This is a genomic window from Vibrio splendidus (assembly GCF_002873455.1).
Lineage (GTDB): Bacteria > Pseudomonadota > Gammaproteobacteria > Enterobacterales > Vibrionaceae > Vibrio > Vibrio splendidus_J.
Map to the genome: position 1 here is coordinate 314,400 of NZ_MCUN01000007.1, position 25,948 is coordinate 340,347.

The 25,948-nt window shown below is 42.3% G+C and carries 26 protein-coding genes; 15 read left to right on the plus strand and 11 right to left on the minus strand.

The window, feature by feature from the left end:
* Positions 1–244: 244 nt before the first annotated feature.
* The gene (gene focA, locus BCU75_RS05660; RefSeq protein ID WP_102473199.1) at positions 245–1,696 is read right to left on the minus strand and encodes a formate transporter FocA; all 1,452 of its coding nucleotides are present in this window, start codon (positions 1,694–1,696) and stop codon (positions 245–247) included.
* 273 nt (positions 1,697–1,969) lie between these two features.
* Between focA and BCU75_RS05665 the strand changes: the two genes are divergently transcribed.
* The gene (locus BCU75_RS05665; protein WP_009845304.1) at positions 1,970–2,875 is read left to right on the plus strand and encodes a LysR substrate-binding domain-containing protein; all 906 of its coding nucleotides are present in this window, start codon (positions 1,970–1,972) and stop codon (positions 2,873–2,875) included.
* A gap of 204 nt (positions 2,876–3,079) precedes the next feature.
* A complete protein-coding gene (locus tag BCU75_RS05670) occupies positions 3,080–3,574 on the plus strand; it encodes a DUF1097 domain-containing protein (RefSeq protein ID WP_076678668.1) in 495 nt (164 codons plus the stop codon).
* Positions 3,575–3,834: 260 nt separating this feature from the next.
* On the opposite strand, the gene BCU75_RS05675 is transcribed toward BCU75_RS05670, so the two are convergent.
* Positions 3,835–5,643: an ATP-dependent endonuclease gene (locus tag BCU75_RS05675; RefSeq protein WP_102473200.1), complete on the minus strand. Its 1,809-nt coding sequence runs from the start codon at positions 5,641–5,643 to the stop codon at positions 3,835–3,837.
* A gap of 238 nt (positions 5,644–5,881) precedes the next feature.
* On the opposite strand from BCU75_RS05675, the gene BCU75_RS05680 reads away from it, so the two are divergent.
* The 5 genes from BCU75_RS05680 to BCU75_RS05700 all read left to right on the plus strand — a co-directional run bounded on the left by BCU75_RS05680 (position 5,882) and on the right by BCU75_RS05700 (position 12,057).
* Positions 5,882–7,621, plus strand: coding sequence for a bifunctional metallophosphatase/5'-nucleotidase (locus BCU75_RS05680; RefSeq protein ID WP_102473201.1), 1,740 nt, complete (start codon positions 5,882–5,884; stop codon positions 7,619–7,621).
* A gap of 615 nt (positions 7,622–8,236) precedes the next feature.
* On the plus strand, positions 8,237–9,238 hold the full coding sequence (locus BCU75_RS05685) for a TerC/Alx family metal homeostasis membrane protein (RefSeq protein ID WP_102473202.1): 1,002 nt from the start codon (positions 8,237–8,239) through the stop codon (positions 9,236–9,238).
* A gap of 312 nt (positions 9,239–9,550) precedes the next feature.
* Positions 9,551–9,739 (plus strand): hypothetical protein, encoded by a 189-nt coding sequence (locus BCU75_RS05690; RefSeq protein ID WP_009845310.1) that lies wholly within the window; start codon positions 9,551–9,553, stop codon positions 9,737–9,739.
* A gap of 147 nt (positions 9,740–9,886) precedes the next feature.
* The gene (locus BCU75_RS05695; RefSeq protein ID WP_076678664.1) at positions 9,887–10,627 is read left to right on the plus strand and encodes a DUF1223 domain-containing protein; all 741 of its coding nucleotides are present in this window, start codon (positions 9,887–9,889) and stop codon (positions 10,625–10,627) included.
* A 143-nt stretch (positions 10,628–10,770) separates the two neighbouring features.
* The gene (locus BCU75_RS05700) at positions 10,771–12,057 is read left to right on the plus strand and encodes a DEAD/DEAH box helicase (protein WP_102466820.1); all 1,287 of its coding nucleotides are present in this window, start codon (positions 10,771–10,773) and stop codon (positions 12,055–12,057) included.
* 91 nt (positions 12,058–12,148) lie between these two features.
* Here the strand turns inward: BCU75_RS05700 and BCU75_RS05705 are convergent, their stop codons facing one another.
* The 3 genes from BCU75_RS05705 to BCU75_RS05715 are packed head-to-tail and all read right to left on the minus strand — an operon-like array spanning position 12,149 to position 14,601.
* A complete protein-coding gene (locus BCU75_RS05705; protein ID WP_102473203.1) occupies positions 12,149–13,504 on the minus strand; it encodes an FUSC family protein in 1,356 nt (451 codons plus the stop codon).
* A 13-nt stretch (positions 13,505–13,517) separates the two neighbouring features.
* The gene (locus BCU75_RS05710) at positions 13,518–14,378 is read right to left on the minus strand and encodes an HlyD family secretion protein (protein WP_102473204.1); all 861 of its coding nucleotides are present in this window, start codon (positions 14,376–14,378) and stop codon (positions 13,518–13,520) included.
* A gap of 10 nt (positions 14,379–14,388) precedes the next feature.
* Positions 14,389–14,601, minus strand: a complete 213-nt coding sequence (locus BCU75_RS05715) for a DUF1656 domain-containing protein (RefSeq protein WP_102473205.1) — start codon at positions 14,599–14,601, stop codon at positions 14,389–14,391.
* A 247-nt stretch (positions 14,602–14,848) separates the two neighbouring features.
* On the opposite strand from BCU75_RS05715, the gene BCU75_RS05720 reads away from it, so the two are divergent.
* On the plus strand, positions 14,849–15,763 hold the full coding sequence (locus BCU75_RS05720) for a LysR family transcriptional regulator (RefSeq protein ID WP_102473206.1): 915 nt from the start codon (positions 14,849–14,851) through the stop codon (positions 15,761–15,763).
* A 74-nt stretch (positions 15,764–15,837) separates the two neighbouring features.
* Here BCU75_RS05720 and BCU75_RS05725 read toward each other — a convergent pair whose 3' ends face one another.
* The 4 genes from BCU75_RS05725 to BCU75_RS24515 form a co-directional block, all read right to left on the minus strand.
* Positions 15,838–16,395: a PhnA domain-containing protein gene (locus BCU75_RS05725; protein WP_004730927.1), complete on the minus strand. Its 558-nt coding sequence runs from the start codon at positions 16,393–16,395 to the stop codon at positions 15,838–15,840.
* A 231-nt stretch (positions 16,396–16,626) separates the two neighbouring features.
* A complete protein-coding gene (locus BCU75_RS24505; protein ID WP_241905348.1) occupies positions 16,627–16,935 on the minus strand; it encodes a hypothetical protein in 309 nt (102 codons plus the stop codon).
* Positions 16,936–17,163: 228 nt separating this feature from the next.
* Positions 17,164–17,337, minus strand: a complete 174-nt coding sequence (locus tag BCU75_RS24510; protein ID WP_241905349.1) for a hypothetical protein — start codon at positions 17,335–17,337, stop codon at positions 17,164–17,166.
* A 25-nt stretch (positions 17,338–17,362) separates the two neighbouring features.
* Positions 17,363–17,806, minus strand: a complete 444-nt coding sequence (locus BCU75_RS24515; RefSeq protein ID WP_241905350.1) for a hypothetical protein — start codon at positions 17,804–17,806, stop codon at positions 17,363–17,365.
* Between the two features lie 79 nt (positions 17,807–17,885).
* Here BCU75_RS24515 and BCU75_RS05735 point away from each other — a divergent pair, with 79 nt between their 5' ends.
* Entirely contained in the window at positions 17,886–18,968 is a 1,083-nt protein-coding gene (locus tag BCU75_RS05735) for a site-2 protease family protein (protein WP_076678657.1), read from the plus strand.
* Positions 18,969–19,130: 162 nt separating this feature from the next.
* Here BCU75_RS05735 and BCU75_RS05740 read toward each other — a convergent pair whose 3' ends face one another.
* The gene (locus tag BCU75_RS05740) at positions 19,131–19,919 is read right to left on the minus strand and encodes a M48 family metallopeptidase (RefSeq protein WP_102465862.1); all 789 of its coding nucleotides are present in this window, start codon (positions 19,917–19,919) and stop codon (positions 19,131–19,133) included.
* Positions 19,920–20,087: 168 nt separating this feature from the next.
* On the opposite strand from BCU75_RS05740, the gene BCU75_RS05745 reads away from it, so the two are divergent.
* The 5 genes from BCU75_RS05745 (at position 20,088) to BCU75_RS05765 (ending at position 23,931) form a co-directional block, all read left to right on the plus strand.
* Positions 20,088–20,513, plus strand: a complete 426-nt coding sequence (locus BCU75_RS05745; RefSeq protein ID WP_004730936.1) for a hotdog fold thioesterase — start codon at positions 20,088–20,090, stop codon at positions 20,511–20,513.
* 88 nt (positions 20,514–20,601) lie between these two features.
* A complete protein-coding gene (locus BCU75_RS05750; RefSeq protein WP_076678655.1) occupies positions 20,602–20,835 on the plus strand; it encodes a DUF3389 domain-containing protein in 234 nt (77 codons plus the stop codon).
* Between the two features lie 163 nt (positions 20,836–20,998).
* Positions 20,999–22,690, plus strand: a complete 1,692-nt coding sequence (locus tag BCU75_RS05755) for an SgrR family transcriptional regulator (RefSeq protein WP_102473207.1) — start codon at positions 20,999–21,001, stop codon at positions 22,688–22,690.
* Between the two features lie 65 nt (positions 22,691–22,755).
* On the plus strand, positions 22,756–23,658 hold the full coding sequence (locus BCU75_RS05760) for a DMT family transporter (protein WP_102473208.1): 903 nt from the start codon (positions 22,756–22,758) through the stop codon (positions 23,656–23,658).
* A gap of 21 nt (positions 23,659–23,679) precedes the next feature.
* On the plus strand, positions 23,680–23,931 hold the full coding sequence (locus BCU75_RS05765; protein WP_017082269.1) for a hypothetical protein: 252 nt from the start codon (positions 23,680–23,682) through the stop codon (positions 23,929–23,931).
* Between the two features lie 80 nt (positions 23,932–24,011).
* On the opposite strand, the gene BCU75_RS05770 is transcribed toward BCU75_RS05765, so the two are convergent.
* Positions 24,012–24,620, minus strand: a complete 609-nt coding sequence (locus tag BCU75_RS05770) for a DUF2238 domain-containing protein (protein WP_102473209.1) — start codon at positions 24,618–24,620, stop codon at positions 24,012–24,014.
* A gap of 199 nt (positions 24,621–24,819) precedes the next feature.
* Here BCU75_RS05770 and BCU75_RS05775 point away from each other — a divergent pair, with 199 nt between their 5' ends.
* Complete coding sequence (locus BCU75_RS05775) at positions 24,820–25,659, plus strand: isopenicillin N synthase family dioxygenase (RefSeq protein ID WP_102473210.1); 840 nt, start codon at positions 24,820–24,822, stop codon at positions 25,657–25,659.
* Positions 25,660–25,948 lie beyond the last annotated feature (289 nt).

The window sequence follows — 25,948 nt, forward strand, 5'->3', positions numbered from 1 at the left end:
ACATTTTAAGAAGCATCAAAATTTTAATTGATACCGAGAAAGCGACACTTAGAAATATAGAGAAAGGCGCAAAGTTTTCACTTTGCGCCTTTTTTATTGAGGTAAATGGCCACGCGTTTAGGTCTGTTTTGTGTCAAATCTTTTACTGCGTCTTAAGCCACCATTTACCTCTAACCAGTCAACGTTGCCATGACTGAGTTATCCAGTTGAACTACTAATCCCTAATAGTTTAACTTTAGATTAGTTAAGCCGTTTCTAGTTCAGCTTGTGGAACCACGTTTAGTCGGTCACCGTAGATTGGACGCAATGCTTGCATAACTTCAATGCGAGTTAATACACCTACCATTACGCCATTTTCTAACACTGGAAGCATATGTGGTTGGCTCACTTTCATCGCTTTTGCACGCTCTTCTAGAGAAAGAGAAGTCAGGCGAGTAGCGAAGCCCATGCTTGTTGTTGGGTAAAGCTGCTCTTTGTCGATACATAAGAACTCAGCAACATCGATCAATTTGTCGTTGGCATCGATAGCGACTACGTCACGGCTCATTAGGTCTACGACTTTCTGACCTTTTGTCGGGATGTAATCTTGGCACCAAAGGTCAACCATTACGTCGTGAACAGAGAAGATACCTACTAGACGACCTTCAACATCGCAAACAGGAGCGCTAACAAGTTGAGCGTCTAGAAGGGAATCAATCGCGACTGATGTAGGCATTTCTACGCTCAGTGTAATTGGTTGAGTGTTCATGATTTGCTTGATAGTCGTTGCTGTGTTCATAGTGATTTCCTTAACTGACGTAATTTCTGTTGTTTGTGTAATTGCTGTAATTTTTGCTGCTTTGAGTTGTGGGCGACGGTAAATGCTCCAATTGGCTAAGCCGACTAATACAGAACCACCTACAATGTTGCCGATTGTCACTGGAATTAAGTTTGCGGTGACAAATTTCATGATGTTTAAGTCTGCGTATTGAGCGGGCGTTGCTCCGATTTGCATCCAAAAACTTTCTGGTGCGAATGCTTGAATCGTGATGCCTAGTGGAACCATGAACATATTCGCCACACAGTGTTCAAAGCCTGAGCTAACGAACATCGCAACGGGTAGTACGGTCATCATTGCTTTGGTCATAGCGTTAGCAGAGCTGAACGTTAACCAAATGGCTAAACACACCAATAAGTTACAAAGCACACCCAGAGCAAAAGCTTGAACAGGGCTATGGTGTAGCTTGTGTTGAGCAATGTTTAGAGCGTTTAATCCCCATTGTCCGCCATCAAGTTGATACAAGCCTGCTGCGCTTACCAAAGCCAAAAGGAACATAGCACCGATAAAGTTACCGACGTAAACCTTGCCCCAGATAGACAACATCTTGGTGAAGGTTATCTGTTTGTTAGCCCATGAGATGCTCGATAACACTGAACTGGTAAACAGCTCGCCGCCGCAAATCACAATCAGGATTAACCCCATACTGAATGCAAGACCACCGGCTAAGCGGCTTAATCCCCATCCAGCATCAGCGCTACCCGTGGTCACCGTGATGTAGAATAAAAAAGCAAGCCCGATGAATGCACCAGCCATGATTGCCAAACTCAATGTCATGCTGCTGGTTTTACTTGCTTTGCTTAATGCAAACTTCTCGGCTTCCGCCATCATTTCTGTTGGCGAGAACAGTTGCTGATTTTCAGAAGTGCTGGTTGCCATATTCCCCCCTTGAACAATCCGTCATGTGTAATTCCTAGTGTTAATGACTTGATTAATCCGTAATGGTTAATCAGTAATTTTTTGCAGGGCTCGTTGTGTCCTGCCATTTCAGATTAGGGGTTAGAGGGGTAGAGGTAAAATTGATAATTTTTAGAAACCACATCAAATTTATTGATATAGATTGGGTTACGCGTAAAATGAAATTGATTGCTCATCGGCTTAAGAAAAAACGAGCAGCAGGGCACAAGTTATTAAAAGAATTAAGGATGAATTTTGCGTTATTCATTAAAGCAACTCGCGGTATTTGATGCAGTGGCAGATTCCGGGAGTGTTAGTCAAGCAGCAGACAGATTAGCGTTGACCCAATCGGCGACAAGTATGTCTCTTGCGCAGTTGGAAAAAATGCTCGGCAGGCCTTTGTTTGAAAGGCAAGGCAAGCAAATGGCCCTTACTCATTGGGGCATGTGGCTTAGGCCTAAAGCGAAGCGTTTACTGCAAGACGCGCAGCAAATTGAGATGGGTTTTTACGAGCAGCATTTACTGAGTGGTGAGCTCAAACTCGGTGCTAGCCAAACGCCGGCAGAACACCTTGTTCCAGACCTCATCAGTATTATTGATAACGACTTTCCTGAGATGCGAATCTCGCTTGGTGTGCAAAGTACCGATGCAGTTATAGATGGTGTATTAGATTATCAATATGACTTAGGCGTTATCGAAGGTCGCTGCGACGACAACCGAGTTCACCAAGAAGTGTGGTGCACAGACCATTTAACGGTCGTTGCATCAGCCCATCACCCGTTTGCGAAGCGTGAAAGAGTAAGTCTGGCGCAGTTAGAGCAAGCAAAGTGGGTATTACGTGAACATGGTTCAGGTACTCGCAAAGTTTTCGATAGCTCTATTCATCATTTAATTGGTGATCTTGATGTTTGGCGAGAATATGAACACGTTCCTGTTTTAAGAAGTTTGGTTGCAAACGGCCCATATTTAACGTGTTTACCTTATCTCGATGTCGAGCAGTTTGTTGAATCAGGCCAACTTGTTACCTTGAACGTACCTGAGCTTGAAATGGAACGTACGCTTTCTTTTATTTGGCGTGCTGATATGGCAGAAAACCCGCTTGCTGAGTGTATTAAGCGAGAAGGTAAGCGCATGATGAAAGGCAAACCATCGGTTCTGTAGTGATAAATTGATAAAATACCGATAACCAATTATGTTGAATAAGCGATTCCGGTCTCTATATGGTGATAAATGCATGTTCGCATACATTATTAATGTGATCGAGATCGGCTAAAAAAGGGTATTCTTCCCATAGTATGCTTACTTGATTTTAAGTGAGGCTAAATCCGGTTGCGATGATTTACGTAATTAGGCTTTAGAAATAGTATGAGTACATTAGTCGCGATTTCATTAACAACAGGTATTTTGTCAGGTCTATGGGGATGGATTGCTATCTCTTTCGGCTTATTGTCATGGGCAGGTTTTTTGGGTTGCACCAGTTATTTTGCTTCGCCAACAGGCGGTGTTAAAGGACTTGCCAGTAGCTTATTGACCAACATGACAGGCGTATTCTGGGCAATGGTGATTATCGAAAGCTCAACCTTCGCAGGGTTAGAGATATTAGGCTATGTGATTACTGCTATTGTGGCTTTCTTTATGTGTATTCAAGCGAAACAAGCGTGGTTGGGTTATATCCCAGGAACCTTCATTGGTTGTTGCGCGACGTTTGCTGCAGGTGGCGATTGGCAACTTGTAGTGCCATCTTTACTGCTTGGTGGTGTATTTGGATACTTGATGAAAGCAACGGGTCTATGGCTTCACGAGAAATCGAACCAATCTTCGGAAGCGGTTGAGCAACACGCTAAGCAAGTGAAAGCTTAATAGATCAGTGATGGTTTAATCAGTTAGCTACGGTTTAGAAGGTCAGAAACGGCTTGATAAGCCAGCAAATGCTTAGTCAATGTGAACTCTTGCAAGATAACCCCCAATTAATTTGTATATCGATTTATACAGGCACACCATTTGGTGTGCCTTTTTTGGTTTTTGGTTAAGGTAAAAAATTAAAGATCTCATCAGCAGGACAGTTGATAGCATCTATAAAAAATTACTAAGTAACTAAATCAAGAGGCTAAGTTAAGAAATTAGGTGTTCCCGTTTGCCATGGTTATTACGCGTTTCAAGGTCCATCTCAGTAATAATGGAATACAATCTTGTCCTTGGTTCTCACAATGAGACACTATCGCTAAAGCCAGATCTGGCTTTGCGTGTTTCTTGAGCACTTTAGCTACGACTTTTTTCGCTGGGATAGGGTGATCGTAAGGAATCTTGACCATGTCTCGGAAGAAACTCTCAAACCCGTTCATATATAAGTAGTGCTCGATGTCTCTGTCAGGAAGTTCTGTGAGGCGATGTCGCTCTTGATCGTTTCCTAGTTTAGATAGCACTGTTGCCGCATATTTTTTTCCTGCTGCATCACCATCTGTGACTACATGCCAATCAATTCCAAATTCTTGTGCGACTTTGATCAGTGCCTTTAGTCCAGATTGAGCGAACTCGATAATTTGCACACCTTCTGCTGCAAGGTTATACCCACATTGGTTGGCTAACTCATTAAATAACCATACTTCTGTTTCACCTTCTACTAATAACCAACAGCGAGCATACAGAGCACCAGAACGATGGAATCTAATGTGAAAACCAATTCGTCTCAATTCGTCTTTACTGAAGTGGTTCATATTGAGTTGGTTTGCGATGGTTTTATCGGAGTGGCGAACCAAACGACGAATTGATTGCAACGGTACTGCAGCGAGGAGATCGCCACTGTTGGTGGTGAGAATTTTCTGCATTGGCAATTTCTGCATCAAACTCCAAGCTCTTGCCAAATGAGTCGGGTGCAATCGGCCTTCTGGATCTTCAAGGATCAAAAGAGGGCGCGCGCACCGTCTTAATTCGTTCGGGCCTTTAGCTTGTAGGTAGGCGTTAAGTAGCCCCATGAACAATAAGCGAGTTTGTTTATTTTTGGTTTCTTCGACAAGCTGATGAATGCTCTTGTCGTTTGCACCTGCAGAGTAAAGTAAACCATCACGTGGTTTTCTTGGATTGTTACGAGAAGCGCTTTTAAATGAAAAGTAATGTTCTATTAAGCTTTGCATTGACTCAAGGCTGCTGCGCATTTCACCTTTGTTTACATGACCAGGAATGGCCATCAATCGTCTACAGGTATTATCAATTCGCTTTTCTATTCGAGCCTGACGTCCATTGCCATTGCCATTGCCATTGCCATTGCTATTGCCGTTGCTGCCGTGTCCATTCGCGCCATGGCCATTGGTCGTGTGATTATGTCCGTTCCCATTTCCGTTACTTGAATTGCCGTTACCATTCCCGTTTGCATTATTAGTGTGACCATTGGTAGGGAGATGAGCATTGTGGTTGAGCGAATTTCCGTTAATTGGGCGTTCGAAGTGTCTTGCATCTCGCAAGCGGATTACTGGATGCAAGGTCATTAACTCTTGAGCGAGTTTTTCTGAGTGGTGCAGTTTAAGCGGATTACCTTCTATATCTAAGAAAGCATAATGTGTGGTGGTTTCATATTGTTCTAACGTCGCGCTGATTCGGTAGTAGATACGGAAGACACCAAACTCGTCTTGAACCCAGACTGGTTTGAGTTTGCGATAACGACCTGCGTTAAGTTCGCTCTTGTCATTGGCTTTTAATGCGAGAACAATTTGAAGATGTTGAGACTGTGGATGTGAAACCGAATAATCGACATGAAAATCAGTCATTTCGAAGTGATAAGGAACGCCGTCAGAGGGAAGAACGACGGAAAGGGCATCTAATAATGAAGATTTACCCCAAGTATTTTCACCAATAAGCGTGGTTAACTCATCAAACGCGAGTGACATGCGTTTGATACCTCGAAAGCCAGAAATCTCGATTCTTTCTAGTTGCATAGGCTTGCTCCTAACGGAAGGCTCTGCTAATTATTTGAAAGCTAACAGATATATTTAATCATAATCGATAATTTCTTATTCGGTATGCTTACTTGTCACAAAAATTGCTCTTTATTAACACGGTGCAAAATGAGATTTTTGATCTATATGGAGAAATTTATTGCAGTGCAGTTTCATAAAATTCACGATTCTGTCATGATTCTCGACCTAGTATGAAGGGACCAAGAGAGAAGAAAATATGACTAAAAAGAATAAGCCGACAAAAATAGTGTTGGCACACATCAACGACACCCACTCATACTTTGAACCAACCTCATTACAGCTATCACTTCAAATGAACAACCACATCATTGAACCTTATGTCAGTGCTGGTGGCTTTGCTCGAATCTCAACTCGCTTCAAACAAATAGAACAAGATGCCCAGCGACAAAAGGTTGGAACCCTGTTTCTGCATGCTGGCGACTGCTTCCAAGGTACTTTGTACTTTTCTCTATTTAAGGGAAAAGCCAACGCCGATCTGTTGAATGCCCTTAAGATTGATGCAATGACGCTCGGCAATCACGAGTTAGACATGGGTAATGAACCTGTTGCGATTTTCGCGAAAAGAATCAAATTTCCATTGTTAGCTGGTAATTGGAATCTATCGAATGAGGATATCAATAAAACTCATACCTTAGCGGACAACAAAATTGTTAAGCCTTATCTGACTGAAACGCGAAGTGCTTCTTTTATAACGAAAGAGTTTGATGGCGAGAAGGTTGCAATATTCGGCTTAAGCATCGATAAGATGGCAGGCATTGCTAACCCAGACATTGATACACCGTTTGAAAATGCGCTCGAAACTGCAGAAGCAACCATTGAGCAGATCCATAAAACGGGCATCAACAAGATTGTGCTACTCAGTCACCTCGGTTATGAGGCTGATTTGGAGTTAGCGGCTAAAGTGTCGGGTATCGGTGTCATTGTTGGTGGTCATAGTCATCGGTTGCAAGGTGATTTCTCTGATATTGGCTTAGTCAAAGACGATGACTACGGTGTGAAAGTTGGTGACACCTATGTTGTACAAGCTGGCTTCCACTCGATGAGTCTAGGCCACTGCGAAGTCGAGTTCGATTCAGAGGGTAAAGTTACTCAGTTTAATGGCAAAAATGAGCTGCTGTTAGGGCGTCGACTATTTATAGACGCGAAATTGAGTCAAGTAGGGCAAGACGATGCCCACGATATGGCGTGTGAGTTTTTGAACAACCACACCAATATTGCGGTATGTAAAAAAGATCCGGCACTACAAAGCATTCTGACGGATAAATATCAGCCGAGAGTTCGAAAGCTACAGCAACAAATTATTGCTCATGCAGATACAAAACTGCGCCACATACGTATCCCGGACGAGAAAGGTCCAAGCCAACTTGCGCCACTGGTTGCTCAGTCATTTCATTACTTAATGAACAAGAAAGGGCATCAGGTTGAATTTGCCATTCACAACGCAGGTGGTGTTAGAAACTCATTGAACAGCGGCGATGTCTCTGTTGCCGATATTGCCGGAAAGCTACTACCGTTTGCCGTACCCATTGGTGTATACGAAGTAAGAGGTGAAACGATCGCGGGTATGCTTGAAGGAGCAATCAACAACGCATTAGATAATGGCGTTGTGGGTACCGGTTCAGGCAGCTTTCCTTATACGCATAACCTAAGGTTCTGTTACCACAAAGAGGCACCTCTAGGGCACAGAATTCATCACTTAGAAATTCACTCTGAAGCATTAGGTTGGCAGGCTGTTTCTCGTAACCGTGTTTACCGAGGTGCGTCGTCAGCCTACACCATGAAAGGAAAAGAGGGCTATAACGCAGTCCTGGATATGATGGGTGATGGCATGGTTACGACCGACTCAATGGCAGACTGTTTCATCGAGTTTCTACAAGATCACCCAGAGTCGCTTCAACACAACGAGCCGCTGAATTGTATGGAGTGTTTTAGATAATCACCGCTAATACTTGTTTTAGTACCATCAGTCTGGGTTATTTATAAATTTGGCATTGTTTATGCTTTATATCTGCAGGTCGCCTTCTTGTGGAGATAAACATGGATAAGAAAGATTGGTTAGATACGGTAGCGGTGGTTGGTTGGGTATCGGTTTGGTCTGCGTTAGTGTACTTGGTACCCACTGCAGGTTTATAACCTAACGTGCCTTGGTGTACTGTCAGACAAAACGCGTTCAAGATTCGCTCGTTATTCGTAGTATTGAATCACTGTAATAGAGGCTAATCGGTTCATTAGCATTCCCAGAATCAATGCGAATGTCATTTTGATAAGCCTATAGAAATAAATGAGGAGCATTTTGCTCCTTTTTTATTTATTTCCGTAAATTTGTCTAGACGAAACAATGATAGAGGAATATTATCCACGCGTTTGGGGAGTAGTTAGCGCAAGTTTACATATCGTCATCTCGTTAGGCCAAGAGTCTATCCGGTATGTAAAGGTGAAATCCCATATTTCACTTCAACGAGACCAACGCAATCACAATCGAGATCCGTCGTGGAACTTGGTAGTTTTGTTTGCGGAAGGTCTTTGTACAGTTCTTCCGCCCGGAGGAATAATGAACTCAACTCAATCTCTATTATCTACACATAGTGAATCCTTTTTTTCATCGCCAATCATGACGACTTATGCGGGCTTTTTCCTGCTGACAGTCATTCTCGTCTCTATTGATATCTATCAGACTCGTGGTGGTAGCGTAACCATTAAGAAAGCGGCAATTTGGAGCGTTTTCTGGTTTGTGCTCGCGTTTTTGTTTGCTGGTTCCATTTACCTTTTTTGGGACATCTATGCGCCGAATAGTGAATACACAGCGCAAAAAGCAACCGTGTCGTTCATTACTGGTTACTTGCTAGAAAAATCCCTTAGCGTCGACAACTTGTTTGTTTTCGCAATGATCTTTGCTCAATACCAAGTTCCTGAGCATCTAAGACCTCGAGCGCTTCTTTGGGGCGTAATCGGTGCGCTGATGCTTCGTGCAATTATGATCGCATTAGGCGCGCAGTTATTGGCTGAATACCACTGGGTACTTTATGTATTTGCTGCGTTTCTAATTGGTACGGGTATTAAACTGGCTCTAGATAAAGGCGAAGAGGAGAGCGTGAATACGCTACCTGAAAAGTTACTTCGCAAAGTGATGCCGGTTACTGAAGACTTCCATGGCCCCGCGTTAATGGTTAAGCAGGGCGTTAAGTGGGCGTTCACTCCAATGATGTTGGTAACTGGTGCAATCGCGGTTATGGATGTGATGTTTGCACTGGATTCTATTCCTGCAATTTTCGCCGTTACGCGAGAACCATTTTTAGTACTGGCTGCGAATGTATTTGCATTACTTGGCCTTCGTTCTTTGTACTTTGTATTGCAAGGCATGATGGATAAGTTCATCTACTTGAAGCCTGCACTGTCATTCATCATGGTGTTTATTGGTGTGAAAATGCTACTGGTTGACAGTGAGTGGGCTATCCCAACTTATTGGTCGCTAGCGGTGCTGATTTCTACTATGACTATTGCAGTTATAGCGTCGATTTATGCGAAGAAGCCAGACATTGAACAAGTAAATTAAAACAAAAATAACTTATCGAAAACTCGATAACGGTTAGGTGGCCAATGAAGATTAAAATTTATTTATGTAAATTTTTTGTGACATTGGCCACTGTTGTTTGTGGGTTATTTATACTAAATGCATGATTTAGGCGTCGTTGTGAATTTTTAGTCGCCAAGTCTGAATATGTATTTCGAGGTGTTGTTAATGGTTTGTTTTATTAGTAAAACTAATCTGAATTTCTAATTTTAGTCATTTTTTAACCTGCAAAAGATGACCTATTATTCTTGCCATCAGAACGAAACACTTAAACAAATTTATAGAGAGGCAATCATGGCTCAAGCAATGCAAATGAATACTATCGCTGTTCCTAACTCTATGGATAAGAAGACCTACTCGGTTAACTTCAAAGGATTGATTGCACACATTTTCGATATTCTTTTTGTAGACAACTCTCCACGTAGTTACTACTCAAGCGACCTATCTGGTCACATGCAACGCGATATCGGTATCAACCGTTAATTTTAGCGTAAACGCATAGAATTAAAGAAATACAAATTAAAAAAACGCCAGCTTCTGAAGCTGGCGTTTTTGTATCTGAAAGAAAAATCTAGGCATAACGGTCTGTATTTGAGCGCCAGTAAATTCGCTTCGTACAAGGATCACGGTATGTCACACGCCAAATGCAACTCACCATTGATTAAACTCTGTTTACTTGCCTTACCGATCAGTTTCTATTCCTCTGGGTCGATTGCACAAACTTGGACTAACGAAGGTCAGCCTGCTCAGGTTATTGAGCTGTTTACTTCTGAAGGTTGTTCTAGTTGTCCGCCTGCTGATGCATACCTCGGTACTTTTGCCGATCACCCTAAGCTTTGGACTGAGGTTATACCTCTTGCTTATCACGTGGACTACTGGGACTACTTAGGGTGGGGAGATAAGTTCGCCAGCAAGGCATTCAGTCAAAAGCAACGTTTATACAAAGCTTATGGGGTAACAAGTGGTGTCTATACACCGGGCTTCGTTGTCGATGGAAAAGAGTGGCGCGGTTACTTTAATTGGCTAGACAGAACGTTGCCTTCGCACCAACAACAAACTAATCCTAAATTAACAGTGAACCATAAAAGCGACACGTTCAGCGTGACTTATGAAGGCAAAGGGGATTATGTCGCTCATATTGCTTTGCTGGCGATGAACGAAGTCACCAGCGTTAAAGCAGGCGAGAACAGAGGTAAGAAACTTGAGCACGATTTTGTCGTGGTTTACGACGGCTATCAACGTGGTGAGTCTGAATGGCAATTCAATATCGATTTATCTCCGTTAGTCGCCACGCCAGACGCGGTGGCCGTGTGGTTAACTGAGCCTAACTCATACACTCCAGAGCAAACGGTAGCTGGGTGGTTGAATTAAACTTGCGATAACTTGCTATCTGGATGTGCTTTAGTGGGGACTAATTGCTGAAACACGAGAGAAAGGGGCGATTTAGTTACGTAATACCGCTGAAATACGCTAATATAGCGCGCTATTATTTTAGCTTTGAGTTCCTGCAATTAATGACTAACACCACAACACCAACCAACTTCTCTGATCTTGGCTTAATCTCTCCTTTGATGGCTCGTCTTACCGAGCTTGAATACCAACAGCCAACGCCTATCCAAGCGCAAGTTATTCCAAGTGTGTTAGCAGGACGCGACCTAATTGCAGGTGCAAATACGGGTTCAGGTAAAACTGCAGCATTTGCACTGCCGTTGTTACAACAAATCCATGAAGATGCGCCTCTAGACCGCAGAGCAGGCAAAGGTAACTTTGTGTCTGGTCTTATCTTAGTGCCTACTCGTGAGCTTGCTAAGCAAGTGGCTGACAGCGTTAAGTCTTACGCAGTACACTTCAATGGTGCAATCAAAACGGTTTGTGTATTTGGTGGTGTATCGGTAAACACTCAGATGCAAGCGCTACGTGGTGGCACTGATATCTTGGTGGCAACACCGGGTCGTTTACTGGATCTGATCTCAAGCAACGCTATCAAGCTCGATAAAGTAAAAACGTTAGTGCTTGATGAAGCTGACCGAATGTTGAGCCTTGGTTTTACAGAAGAATTAGACGCGATCTTGAAACTTCTTCCAAGTAAAAAGCAAACCTTGTTGTTCTCTGCGACTTTCCCAGAGCAAGTTAAAACATTAACTCATGAATTACTGAACGACCCGATTGAAGTTCAACTTCAAAGTGCCAATGCGAGCACACTGGTGCAGCGTGTATTCGAAGTAGAAAAAGGTCGTAAGACAGCATTGCTCGCTCACCTTATTCAACAACACGAATGGCGCCAAGCACTTATCTTCGTTAATGCGAAGAACAGCTGTGAGCACCTTGCAGACAAGCTTTACAAGCGCGGTATCATCGCAGAAGTATTCCACGGTGATAAAGGGCAAGGTTCACGTACTCGTATCCTTGAAGATTTCAAATCTGGCGAGATTGATGTTCTCATCGCGACAGACATCGCAGCACGTGGTTTGGATATCGAAAAGCTACCCGTTGTTATCAACTTTGACTTACCGCGTAGTCCATCAGACTACATGCACCGTATTGGCCGAAGTGGTCGAGCGGGTGAGGTTGGTCTAGCGTTATCATTGATCGATCACGAAGATTACCATCACTTCACAATCATCGAAAAGAAGAACAAAATTCGTCTTGAGCGTGAGCAGATTGAAGGTTTTGAAGTGGATGAAGAAGCAACCGCTGAACTTGTTGCTGCATTAAAACCTGTCGCGCCACCGGCTGGCACAGGCAAGAAGAAAAAGAAGAAAGCGCCTAAAAACCAAGATATTTGGTTGAGAAATAACTGATATTGAATCAGTGAAAATAGAGTTTTAAAAGGCGCTTAATTGCGCCTTTTTTATTTTCTAGCCCTAAGTTGAGCGAATACGACTTTTAAGATTAAGCGATATTTTTGACTCTAAATAGGTCTGTAAATAATTTGCCTATCATCAAAATGATCAGAATGTTGACCAACATGACTAGTGGTGTGATTATCTGATAGACAGGCGTAAGGTTGAGTGCACTCGACGTGAGCACAACCAACAAGTTGATACCGAGTATGCGGTGTATCATTAACTTAGGTGTCACGAACACTTTCCATATCACCATGATATTGATGAAGTAGAAGAGAGCAAGTTGCCACAGTTCTGTCATTAATGGCATCACAAAAACGTACTGGATCAAGATCACCGAGCCTGTACCGAGCACACCGAAAAAAGCATCTTTGATTATGCTTGGTGGCATCGTCGGCAACATGGAAGAAAATACGCCTGCAATCATCGGGAAAATAAAACCACCCGGTACAGGTAGGTATATCCAAACCAATAGCGACGTTACGAACATCGAGACACCTTGTAGGATCTTGCGACCATCTTCATTTAAATGCTGAACGAACGAACGACGTTCCTGGTGCCAACATACCTTTTGTTTTTCATTCATTACAAATGGCACACCTTCAATCAACGATTTATTTGGCGCTAATAGATCTAGATTCTCCATTTTCTCACTAAGGGTTGACCAATCAATAGGCTGTTCAAGTTCATCAGAAGCAAGCTGAAGCAGGTTGCTCTGAATAAGAGCCATTTCGTTGATTCGCAAACGCCAAGCCTGAATGTTCTCTTTTAGGTGATAACTGCCTGTGAGAGGTAAATCTAACAACTGATTAAGCTTATCAATATTTGCGATATTGGATTCCAATGCTTCTATATCCAAATCTTTGATATTACGCATAGCTGTGGTTAAGGTATTTCTACTGTTTTCAAAGCGTTGTACGAAGTTTTGTTCAGTGTTTACAGGCCATAGCAAACGGTAAACAACTGAGAATGTGATAACGCCTAGAAGAGTTTCTTGTATGCGTAATACTGCAAAATGGAATGTAACTTGACTGTCGAAGCCACCCATACAACAGATGATAGAACAAACCGAAAAGCCAATTGAAAATACATAGCCATACTTTTCATCACTCGACATGAAAATGCACGAGCCGAGAAATAGAGTGAAGAATGTTAAAAACAAAAAACGATCTTGAGAAAACAACGCGATTAGAAAGAAGGCATAACCGGTTCCTAACAAGGTTCCCATTAATCGGTTATGCCCTTTATTAATAGAATGAGCAAAGCTTTCGTTCAATGCCATCACAGCAACTGCTATCGCGGCCCAATATGGCTTTTCCCATTGAAACCACAATGCAAGGCAGATAGCGATAACAATAGAGACTGCAGCTTTAATTGCTTCTTTGGTTGATGTATTGAACATAAAAATCATCCAACTATTTGATTATTTTAATTGAAGCGGTCATACCGACACGAAGTTGTAAATCGTCAGGTATTTTGTTGAGCGCAACTTTAATTGGGATACGTTGAGCGAGGCGAATCCATTGAAAGTTTGGGTTCACGTTTGGCAAAAGGTCGTTGCCAGTACTGCCATCTTGTTTCGCAATACCAAAACCAATGCTTTTGATGTGACCTTCCAATTGAACGTTGTTGTGCATCATGAGTGTGACGAGTGCTTTATCGTTTGAATTAACACCCACAAGGTCGGTTTCTTTGAAATACCCCTCAATCCAGAAACTGTCTTCGTCGATTAATGCAACGACAGGCTGGTTAGCAACGACTTGAGAGCCAGTTCGTAAATTAAAATTAGTTATGTAGCCATTCGTTGGTGCGTAAACTTTGGTAAATTCTAGGTTCAAATGCGCTTCGTCAAGGTTCGCTTTAGCCAACTGAACATTTGCGGCTGAAGTTTCAACAGCATTGCTCAAGTTGTTTAGTGTTAGAACGGGTACAGCACCAGGTGTTCTCTTTTCTAGATTAAGCGCTCTTCGCTCTTCATTTTTCGCTTTAGCCAATAGCGCAAGAGCCTGCTTTTGTGTCGCCAATGCTTTATTGTAAGTTGCGTTATAGATACTAGGATCTATCTCAAAGAGCAGGTCGCCTTTAGATACCTGTGAGTTATCATCAACATGGACTTTAATGACTTGTCCTGTAACTCGAGGAGTAATAGATACTATGTACGCACTCACTTGTCCGTCTCTTGTCCAAGGGTTACTTGAATAAGATTGGTAATAGCTATAAACCACAGAGCCTGCAGCACCTAATAATAGTAGTGTGATGAGATAACGTTTAATCAAGGAAAAGACCTCAGAATATGGGAATGAATTGGCCAATAAAGCCTGTAAAAATCACTATTAAGCTAATTTCTGCGACGGCAGGAAAGGCGACATACTTGTGTAGCCCGAATTTGGTTGTTATTGAGCCAGTCAAGATCGTCAATATATAAGCTAACGCGATAACCAATAACAATGGTGGGAAGTAAACTTCACCCCACACGAGCTCATGCGGCATTGTGTTCATGTTTCTTTTCTCAATTATTTGATGCAAGTAAGGATAAAAGAATTATCGCGATGTTAATAATCGCTTATAGAGGATCAGATCCATCAAAGTTTGATATGTGCAGTTAAATAAGGCTAGGATAGGCATTGAAAGGAAGAAAGCGGTACTCGATACAAGTCACCCATTTCATCAATTTGCTTTCCACGCAGAAAACCTGAATATTTCGTCTTAATTTCAAAGGCATAACTAGTAAAGTAAGCACAACATAATGAACTTTAGTATTGAACAGCTTTTTGCATTTGTGACCGTTTATGAAGAGCTGTCATTTAGTAAGGCAGCTACGAAGCTGGGAAAACACAGAACGACCATTGGCCAAGTTATCACCAACTTAGAAGATCAGCTTGCTGTCAGCCTTTTTGAAAGAGTAGGCCGCTCTGTTAAGCCAACAGAAAATGGGCTCCTTCTTTATCACTATGCGAAACAAATGACAGAACAGGCTCGGACTTTTGACAAAGTAGCGTTGAGCCTTTCTTGTGGTGAGTTAGAGAGCATCACGATCGCGTATTCTAGTTTCGTTCCACAACGTGTTCTGGTGGATATACGTAAACGATTTAAGCACGATTTCCCAATGATGCGAGTGAACTTTCTAGTTAGAAATAAGAACCAAATTAAGCAAGGGATACAAAGTGGGGAATATCACTTTGGACTTGTGAATGCTCACAATAGCAGAGCAATGCATAGTTTTGATTCTACTTTCCTTGGACACTTTGAGTTCTACCCATTCGGACAAAAAGGGGGAGAGCTATCACAAATAAATAAAGACGAATTATTAGGGGCTCTCAAGAATTCTAAACAGTTTGTATTGAAGTCTCTGATTGATGAAGGGATGTCTGAGAAGATTATTGTTAGTTCTGACTATGAGGAAATCGATCAGCTCTCTCTAGTTATCAAGATGCTTGAAGAGGGGTTAGGGTGGGCGCTACTTCCTAAAGCCTTTTTTACAGACTCTGAGTTTTCAAAACACTTAATTGAGCCTATTCACTCTGTACAAATGGTGGAAGGATTCAAATTTGGTTTTGCATTATGGTGTCCGCATTCAAAGCAAGTCAGTGGTGTCAAAGGCTCTTTGGTGTCGGTTATTAAAGAGTACCGCGAGCAACTTATTGATAGCTTTAAGTCGTGAAAATTTGAGATATTAAAAAAGGCGCTAATTATTCATTAGCGCCTTTTAGATTTTCAGTTCAGCTAAGAGAAGAATTACTTCTTACGGCAGAACTCAGCGATTACGTACATTGATTGGCCGCCGTTTGTTTTACCAGAAACAAGCTTAGGATCGTCACCAACACTGATACCACGGATAACAGTACCTTGCTTAATCACTTGGTTAGTACCTTTGATTGGCAGGTCTTTGATTACTGTTACGTCGTCACCTTTTTTAAGTTCAACGCCGTTCACGTCAAGAGGCTTGTCATCAGCAGACATGCCGATTTGAGCCCAAACTGATGTTTCTTCTTCAAGGTACATCATGTCTAGCGCGTCTTGAGCCCAGCTTTCAGAGTTCAGACGAGTAAGTTGACGCCATGCCATTACTTGAACTGGCGCTTCTTGGCTCCACATACTGTCGCTTAGGCAACGCCAGTGGTTGATATCTTTTGGATCATCAATCTCACCAAGGCATTTGTCACATACCATGATGCCGTGATCCACTGTTACGTGGCTGTGTGGCGGCACTGCGTATGCAGTAAGAGAAGAATCAGAACCACATAGTTCACATTTAGATTGGCAGCGTTCTAGCATCGTAGCTTCAGAAGACATAATGGACTCACATTTATTAGGTATTAAATTACGGGGCTATTATCCACTTTATTTGCAATAAAGAAAGAGGTCGTACGGTATTCTGTCTTGATTAATTTTAGCTGAGATCAACCATTTGTGTTTTAAAGATTTATGCAAACGGTTAACTAGGGGAATTCTTCGAACGACAGATACAAAAATGCCAGCGGTTAGGCTGGCATTTGGTTTCATTAAAAGGTACTTAAGTTTGAGTTACTCCAATAGTGCACTCGGTGCTGCTGTATCAAGGCTATCCGACTTCAAGAAATCAGTTACTTGAGTTCTCATTGATAGAGTATGAGAGGCATCAGAAAGGTCTGCTTGTGGTCCAATGATTGTAGAGTGCTTAGCCGTTTCGTTATACTGAACAAACACACGGTTTCCAATTGAAGGACTCGCTTTTGTAGAGTCGCTCAACCCTAACGTTGTATCTAAGCCTTCAGAACCAACAAATGAAGCCGTAAAAGATGTCGCAATTCCGGTATTAGGGACCGTTTTGTCATTTTGCGACTGGATCAACAACGTTGGGTAACTAGATCTGAATGATGACAGATCCTCAGTGTTTGCTAGTGAATGTGGATCGACAGTGTCAATAAGGGTTTGAGCGGCGACTTTAAATGCAACTAACTCAGTTTCAATAGCTGCAGCGCTGGTTGGGTTTCCAGTAGCAAATGCGGTGTAACAATCACCATCTTTAATGTTGTTGGTTGCACAAGCTGTCGCGACTGAATCCTTGTAAGCCGTATTCAGCTATTTAGCCAAATTATGTTTAATTTCAGGGCCAAAGGTTTCCGATGCGAACAACAACTCAGCAATGTGTCCACCTGAATTAGCATATACCGCCGAGCTAAATTTATGTGTGCCAGCTATTTCTGATGTAGCAACAGAAGTAAATCCGGTAATGCCGCCCAATGAGTGGCCCATAAACTTAAACGTTGAGTCTTTTACATCAACTCCGGCTAATTAAGGTCGAAGTTTCTGTAGCGTCATCATTTCCAAGGTATTTCTTGAAGTTTGCATCAGCGGCGATTGCTGTAGAAAACGGAACGGTTGATGACGAATCAAGGCTAAGATCATAAGCGGGCGTTAAATCAACATTATTTGGGTTTGCGCTACCATTCCAATAAGTCGAAAGTGGAGCTCCAGCGTCTATCATCCCACCAATCAATGTCGCCGTTGAAGCTAGCACATCACCACCTGAAGTTGTAATGAACCAAGCTGAATAGACAATTTTATTCGCGTCAACACCGACAGCAGTTGCTATTGTTTCTTGGCCTTTGATTAGAGTTTGCGCACTCGCTAGATCTCTTGTGGTGTATGTTTTCGTTGCTGTTTTGAGCGCCGCATAACTTTGCGATGTACAATTAGTGTTAAATTTGTCAATATGTTGCAACTTTGTTTATGTTTACCGTTAATCGCTAAGTCGGCATAATACGGGTTCATTTACGATGTCATTAAATTGGAATTAAAGTTTGGAATTACTCGCGATAGAGTTTCTTGGAAAACCACTTCGTTTAGAGGGGTCAATGGCAGGGTGGCAGCAATTATTTTGGGATAACACACTGGTGTCTCAATTAGATGCAACAACAGATCAAGATGACGCACGAACTCATGCATTTACACTGCGTGCTGGTGAGGAGACGTTGCAGTGTCACGTTGAAGTAACAGTTCAGTGGCAACCGTTTGAGATGACATATAATGCGACCGTTAATGGTCAAACGATTGCCGAAGGTAACCGCGACACCAAAGACATCGAACAACAAACTCCCGTTGTAGCTCCTAAGCCAGAGAAGCGTTTTAGCTTAATCGGGTTAGTGTCGCTTGGTATGAAAGCACTAAAAAGTGCCAAACTAATCAAGGTTGTACTTGCCTCAGCGAGTTTGGCTGCTTATTCATGGCTGTTTTCTATTCAGTTCGCTTTAGCCTTGATCGCTTGCTTGATGTTTCATGAATACGGTCATATCAGAGCAATGAAATACTTTGGTATGAAGACCAAAGGCATCTATTTAATACCTTTCCTTGGTGGCTTGGCGTTATCCGACGAAAAGATTAATACACGCTGGCAAGATGTGGTCATCTCGATCATGGGACCACTGTTTGGCTTGATATTGTCGTTGATATTTATGGTGTTGTACTGGGCGACTGGCGAGATGTTCTTCGCTGGGCTTGCAGTATTCAACGCGTTATTAAACTTGTTTAATCTATTACCTATTTTGCCTCTCGATGGAGGGCATGTATTAAAAAGTATCAGTTTCTCGATGAACAGTGTGCTTGGTATTGTACTTTGTGTTGCGGCAGCGGTTGCTGGTGTCGTGCTGAGTTATAAGTTGAATCTAACCCTGTTTGGCTTCTTATTAATTATGGGCAGTGTGGAAATTCTATTTGAATGGAAAGGGCGTCACCACAGTCACTTGTTGCCACTAGACAAATACGGTCAAGTCGTGTCGTTCGTTTGGTATGTGGGTTTAGTGAGTAGCTTGATAGGAGTTATCTGGTACTTTGCGTCAACGGGTGATCAGCTATTAAGCCTGCCATTACAAATTCTTGGTACATAACTAGCCTCTTGTTACTGTTGGACTAATTAAGCTACTTATCACTGTTTCTCACTCAATACCAATAGTGAACGGTTTACAAGAATCAAAAACCAAAAAAATGCCCTAACCAAAATGGATAGGGCATTTTTGTATTCGAATTTTTCTTCTTAAACAAATGCTAGATTACGCTTTGCAATTTGGCTTTGGTGACCCGGATTGAGGTAACGTTTTTATTTTCGCTTGCAGATCTTTGATACGCGTATTGTGAGAAGGGTGCGTAGAAAGTAATTCGGGTGGTTGGTTCCCACCTGATGCTTTCGCCATGTTTTGCCACAAATCGACACTTTGTTTTGGATCGAACCCAGCTTGAGCCATATACTCTAGACCTACAATATCGGCTTCAGACTCTTGAGTTCGACCATACGGTAGAATAACGCCGTATTGAACACCTAAACCTAAGGCCGCCATTGTCATTCCTTGATACTGTTTGTATTCTGAAGCACCTAAGGCAACACTGGTAATCGATAAGCCAGTATTAGCGATTTGAGACTGAGATAGACGTTCGTTGCTGTGATCTGCGAGAACGTGAGCCACTTCGTGTCCGATAACCGTTGCGAGCTGATCTTGATTGATAGCCACCTTAAGTAATCCTGTATATACGCCAATTTTACCACCCGGAAGAGCAAAGGCATTCACTTGGTCGCTATCAAAAACAACAACTTCCCATTCACTAAAGCCTTGTTTTGGAATATGTTGAGTAATGCTATTTGCAACGCACTGTACATAAGCGTTGGTTTTTGCGTCTTTACTTATTGGCTGTTCTTTCTTCATTTGTTCAAAAGATTGCGCCCCAAGTTGAGACATGTCTTGATCAGAAAAAAGCAGTAATTGGTTTCTTCCTGTTGGGGAAGCGCTACATGCGGTTAGGCCTGCAAGTGTGAGAAGCGAGGCAAACTTCATCCATGACGTCATACAATATCCTCTGTGTATTCGGTTTTTATGCATGTTAACATCAACTTGCGTAATAACTAAGAGCTGTAAGATAAGTATTGTATTTAAAAACATTGTTATCGTTAAGATCACTCCTAACGAAAACAAAGCGATTCACGCACTAACAAAGTCAATAATTAAGGATCCCATATGAGTATTTGGAAAAAGCCCGTTGACCTAGATACCTTCAACGCGACCTCAAAAAATACCTTAATTGAGCACCTCAACATTGTTTACACTGAGGTCAACGATAATTCCTTGGTGGCAACCATGCCGGTTTGTCATTTTACACACCAACCATTAGGCATGCTCCATGGCGGCGCATCGGTTGTGCTCGCCGAAACGCTTGGCTCATTGGCGGCTAACTTCTGCGTACCAGAAGGCTATTATTGCGTTGGGTTAGACATCAACGCGAACCACGTAAGATCAATGCGTGAAGGCCATGTTATCGGTACTGCTGAGCCTATTCACCTTGGTGTTTCTACCCAAGTATGGCAAATCAATATCACTGACGAGCGTCAACGCTTAGTTTGTACGAGTCGATTAACTATTGCCGTGAAGAAACACAAACGCTAATTCGACAACAAAGGCTGGGGATAGGAATCATTTCATCCTCAACTTATTAACCTCATATACAAACTGTTTATTTTAGTTAGAGAAATCCATGGTCATAACGTTTAAAAGTGGAAAAGTCATTGCAACGGCACATGAGTTGGTTGTTCGTTTGGATGGTGAACATAGAGTCACACTGCAAGCACAAGTTGATGCGATTCAGCTTATCGGAAAAGGGGCAAACGTTATTTCTGCTAACGGTTCAGAATGTAAATGGTCGATTAAATTAGACAATGAACAACAGCTCCGTGATATCGCCACTGAAATCGGCTGCGATGTAATGTAACCATACGTTATAATTACGTTTAATCCGATTTTTGATTTTCTGTTAAATCCACTTAATCAAGTCACATTCGTAATCTCTTCGTAAAAACTTATAAGTTCGATTGATTTTGACTCATAAAATAGGGAAACTGAATTCAATATCCTTTGAATAAGTTTTCCTCTTTATGAGTAGCCCAAGACTTCGCGTTCAATTTGAAACCCTGTTCGAATATTTCGATGGTAAAGATTCTGATGTTCAGCTCGACGACATAACAGATGTGCTCTGTTGTACGCGTCGTAATGCCAGAATGGTGCTTAATAAACTCGAAGAAGAGGGTTGGGTAGAGTGGTTACCCGCAGCAGGTCGAGGCAAGTTATCTCAGCTTATCTTTAAGCAGAATCGCTGTGATGTAAGCGAAAACCTAGCACGCCGCTACTTAGAAGAAGGAAAAATTGGGCAAGCACTGTCGGTACTTGACCACAATGCAGCCAAGCTTACTCAAGTTATTCAAAATTACTTGGGCGTACAGTATCAAGAAGGTGAACAAGTTATTCGTTTACCTTATTATCGTCCACTTTCTATGCTTAACCCAACTAAATCGATGCGACGTTCTGAACAACACATCACGTGTCAGGTGTTCAGTGGGTTAACGCGCCTCGACGAGAACGATCAGCTACAGCCTGATCTTGCGCATTCATGGCAAAAGATTAACGACCACCAATGGCGATTCTTTCTAAGGCCGGGCGTTCGTTTTCATAATGGAGAACCGCTGTTAACAAGCCACGTTGTGGATACGCTTCTTTTGCTCGAACCTCTCAATATGTTCTCTCATATTAAAGATGTTTCATCACCGGCCAATTGCGTGGTTGATGTCTTTCTAACGCGTCCAGATAAGTACTTCCCACTCGCGCTTACCGAATCGGTCGCTAAAGTGACCTTACCGATGATTTTACGTGGTGAAGACTACGATATTCGTCCTATTGGTACTGGCCCTTATCGCATTGAAAAGAACGATGAGAAGCAACTCGTGCTAACGGCTTTCAACGGATACTTTGGTTTTAGGCCGCTGATTGATCGCGTTGAAGTTTGGGTGGTCGATGAGGCTTATTCATCAATGGTTTACCCAAGCCTTTCTAAACCGGTAATGGCAGACCGAGGTGACAGCGATGAAGTTGAACTCGACCCTGGCTGCACGTATTTACTACTCAATAGAAAGAAGGGCATTGCACAAGATCCAGCGTGGGCAGAGTTCTTATCAAATGCTTTGAACGCTTCAGATCTATTTGTACATATTCCAAAAGAGACGGTTATCGACTTGGGTGTGCTGCATGCTTATGGAATCAAACCGGGTTGGTATGACATCAAGTTAAACACGCCTGTCTGTCCACAAGCAAGTACGAAACCAACCATTAGATTGGCGTATCAATGCCAACATCCAATGTTTCCAACACTCGCTAAAGCCATCGTCACTGTGCTGAAGCAATATAATGTTGATGTTGAGCTTTTCGGTTATGAAACCGATCCTCCACACGCAGATAATGTTGATATTTGGATTAACCCAATGGGGATTGCCAATAATAGAGATGATGCGCTGGCCGGTTGGTTAATGGATTACAGTTTTCTCGATGAATCTAGCCCAGCAGAAGACTTCGACCAATGGTGTCATATGATTGATCGTTGGCGTTCGGGCGAGTTTGAGCAATTTCCAGCAAGACAACTCGGTAAACAACTCGTGCAAAGCAACCAGCTGATCCCGATGTTTCACTGTTGGTTGGGTGTTAACAAGGATCAATGTGGCACGTTGCAGAACGCAAAATGTAATGCATTAGGCTGGTTCGACTTTAGTCAAGTTTGGGTGAAGCCTGACGTTGATTGAAGTCCAACGTTGATTGAAACCCAAGAACACTTATCAGGACCAAACAACTCAATTAGGACAACACGATGCAAACTGTGATCGTCACATTTATTACGCTGGTGGCATTTGCTGCTAATTCAGTTTTGTGTCGTTGGGCTTTGATGGATCAAACGATTGATCCTTTGAGTTTTTCGATCGTGCGCATCTTGTCTGGTGCGCTTACACTGCTGATTTTATTAACTTTATCTTCTAAGTCTAAACGTGTGTTAGCAAACAACAACACATCGGTATACACAAAGTTCAAATCACAGTTTCAATTCACATCAATATTGTCACTGCTCGTTTATATGTTTGGTTTCTCATTCGCTTACTTAAAACTTGGTGCAGGTCTTGGTGCTCTGGTGTTGTTTGTCGCCGTTCAATTTACGATGATTGCCGCCCACTTGTTCTCTGGAAACAGAATGTCACTAATTGAGTGGAGCGGATGTTTGCTCTCTGTAGCAGGGCTTGTTTATTTATTAATGCCAACTAATTCGACACAGGCACCAGACTTAGTTTCTATCATCTTGATGTCTCTGGCCGGAGTTGGGTGGGGCATTTACACATTGGCAGGAAAGAAATCTTCAAACGCCCTCCAGTCGACCACTGCTAACTTTGGATTCAGCTCACTAGTTATCCTTGCGGGTATAAGCGTTCTAACTGTAATACCAAATGCATTGTCTCAAGTGTCTATTATGGAGCAAGGTATGATTTACGCGGTTATATCGGGCTCAGTGGCTTCTGGTATGGGATATAGCTTATGGTATTACGTTTTGAAAAAGCTGAATACCGTCGTCGCATCCATTGCACAGCTTTCTGTTCCAGTTATCGCGACACTTGGTGGCGTATTGTTACTCTCTGAACCGGTCACCATGCAATTTGTTATCTCATCGACCGTTATTTTACTTGGGATAAGCTTGGTTCTTGTCGCTCCTAAACTTAAGAAATAATAAGTACAATCACTAACTTCTATGGCTAAACCAAACAAGAAACAACCGACCAAAACGGTTCAGATATTCTGCGCTAAATGTAAGACGCAACTTTTTAAGTATCGAAAAGGTGGCAAAGGTGCACTCGTGAAATGCTTTAAGGAGCGCATCGTTGAAGATTTCACAAAAGAGCCATGCGTGTGTCCTGAATGCGGGATTGAGTTTGCGCGAGATACCTTGGTTCGAGGTACGCCAGCCTACAAGTTTGTGGGTGGCAAGGTAACAATGAAGTAATAGAGAAGAATAAATGCCACAGCACATAATGTGTGTGGCATTTCAAATCTGGTATTGAAGTTCAGATTTAAAGGTTGATATTAATAAGTTCTGACACGCCCTTGAAGCTTGAGAAGTAATAGCGAGGCAATTGCGCCAGTGGTATCACACAGCATGTCTTTCTGTGCATCCCAAATATCACCTTGTGAACCAAGGAATGCGATACCTTCATCACCACCTGCAACCTCCGCGTACCACCACTCAATAATCTCATAACCTGCAGCAACACTCATGATTGCGAATAAGGCGAAGAAACAAGCTAATGCTGGTTGCGCGAGTTTCTTACGAATCAAATACTCCGCGAGTGGATAGGCATAGAGACCAATAGAGAAATGCGCGACACGGTCAAAGTTATTACGCTCAGATCCAATTAAATTATTGAACCAATCAAACGGCACCTCAGCAAAGGTGTATTTTGCGCCTACCGTATGCAAGACCAACCAGATAAACATCAGAACGTAAGCTGTCTTTGAAAACGTGAGCTTCGTGGATAACCACCATATCCCGACAAGAATACCGAGGGCAGGGACAATCTCGGCGATCCAAACGGCTCTCGAAGAGGGAGCAAAGGCTGATAAAAGAAAGAAAACAAGATAGACAGCTGTTAGTGAGAGTAGAGGTCTATTTTGAGCAAGTGGCGTAATTGTCATCATCAGATCCTGTATAAGTTTCATATATAGTTACATAATAATGAACAGCGTTCAATTGCACTCTAATCACCATATTTGTTGAAAAGTGGCGTTATCGCCCAGTATTTAGACAAACGGTTGCTAGAGTTTCACAAAAGTTTGATTTACAACAAAGCGATCCTTAAAATCGCTCTATTATTACATAACAAGAAAGAAAGTCATGAAACTGGAAACTGTCGATTACCTTGCTGACGACGCAGCAGAACAATTTGTTCGCTCTCTACGTGAAACTGGTTTTGGTGTTCTTAAGAACCACCCAATCCCGAAAGAGCTTGTTGAGTCAATTTACGAAAACTGGTACCAATTCTTCATCTCTGAAGAGAAAGAAAACTTCCACTTCAATGTTGAAACACAAGATGGATATTTTCCACCTTCAGTGTCTGAAGTTGCTAAGGGCCACACTGTAAAAGACATCAAAGAGTACTTTCACGTATACCCTTGGGGTCAAATTCCTGAGCAGCTGAAAGAGCAGATTCTGGATTACTACCAACGTGCGAATGCTTTTGCTCAAGAGCTTCTAGGTTGGGTTGAAGCGCATGCTCCTAAAGAAGTTCAAGAGAAGTTCTCTATTGCATTATCAGAAATGATCAACGGCAGTGAGCAGACTTTGCTTCGTGTTCTTCACTACCCACCAATGCAAGGTAACGAAGAGCCAGGCGCTATCCGTGCAGCAGCACACGAAGACATCAACTTACTGACTGTTCTTCCTGCAGCAAATGAGCCAGGCCTTCAAGTTAAAGCTCAAAACGACGAGTGGATAGATGTTCCATGTGATTTCGGTAACATGATCATCAACATTGGTGACATGCTTCAAGAGGCATCGGGTGGTTACTTCCCATCGACAACTCACCGTGTAATCAATCCATCAGGTGAACGCCAAGAGAAATCTCGTATCTCTTTGCCTCTATTCCTTCACCCGAAACCAGAAGTAGTGCTGTCTGAAAAGTACACAGCAAACGAATACCTAATGGAGCGCCTAAGAGAACTTGGCGTTATCTAATTAGCGAAATATTTCGTGCTAAAATTAGTATAGATATTAAAGGTCAGCTTAATTGCTGACCTTTTTTGTATCTGTACCGCAGGATCATTTCTGCATTGGTGATGGTTGCACTCACTTAATGACATTAAGTTTGATGATGAAAGGTGCCTTTGAGCCAAGCGTTTGAAAGTTGTTGGTCCATTAGCTCGACAAATCGCACAAAATCGCTTTCAATTAAAAGAGATACGTCACTGGATATGATGTAGGTTATTCATTGTATCCAATACCTTAGCAATCCATTAACACATAA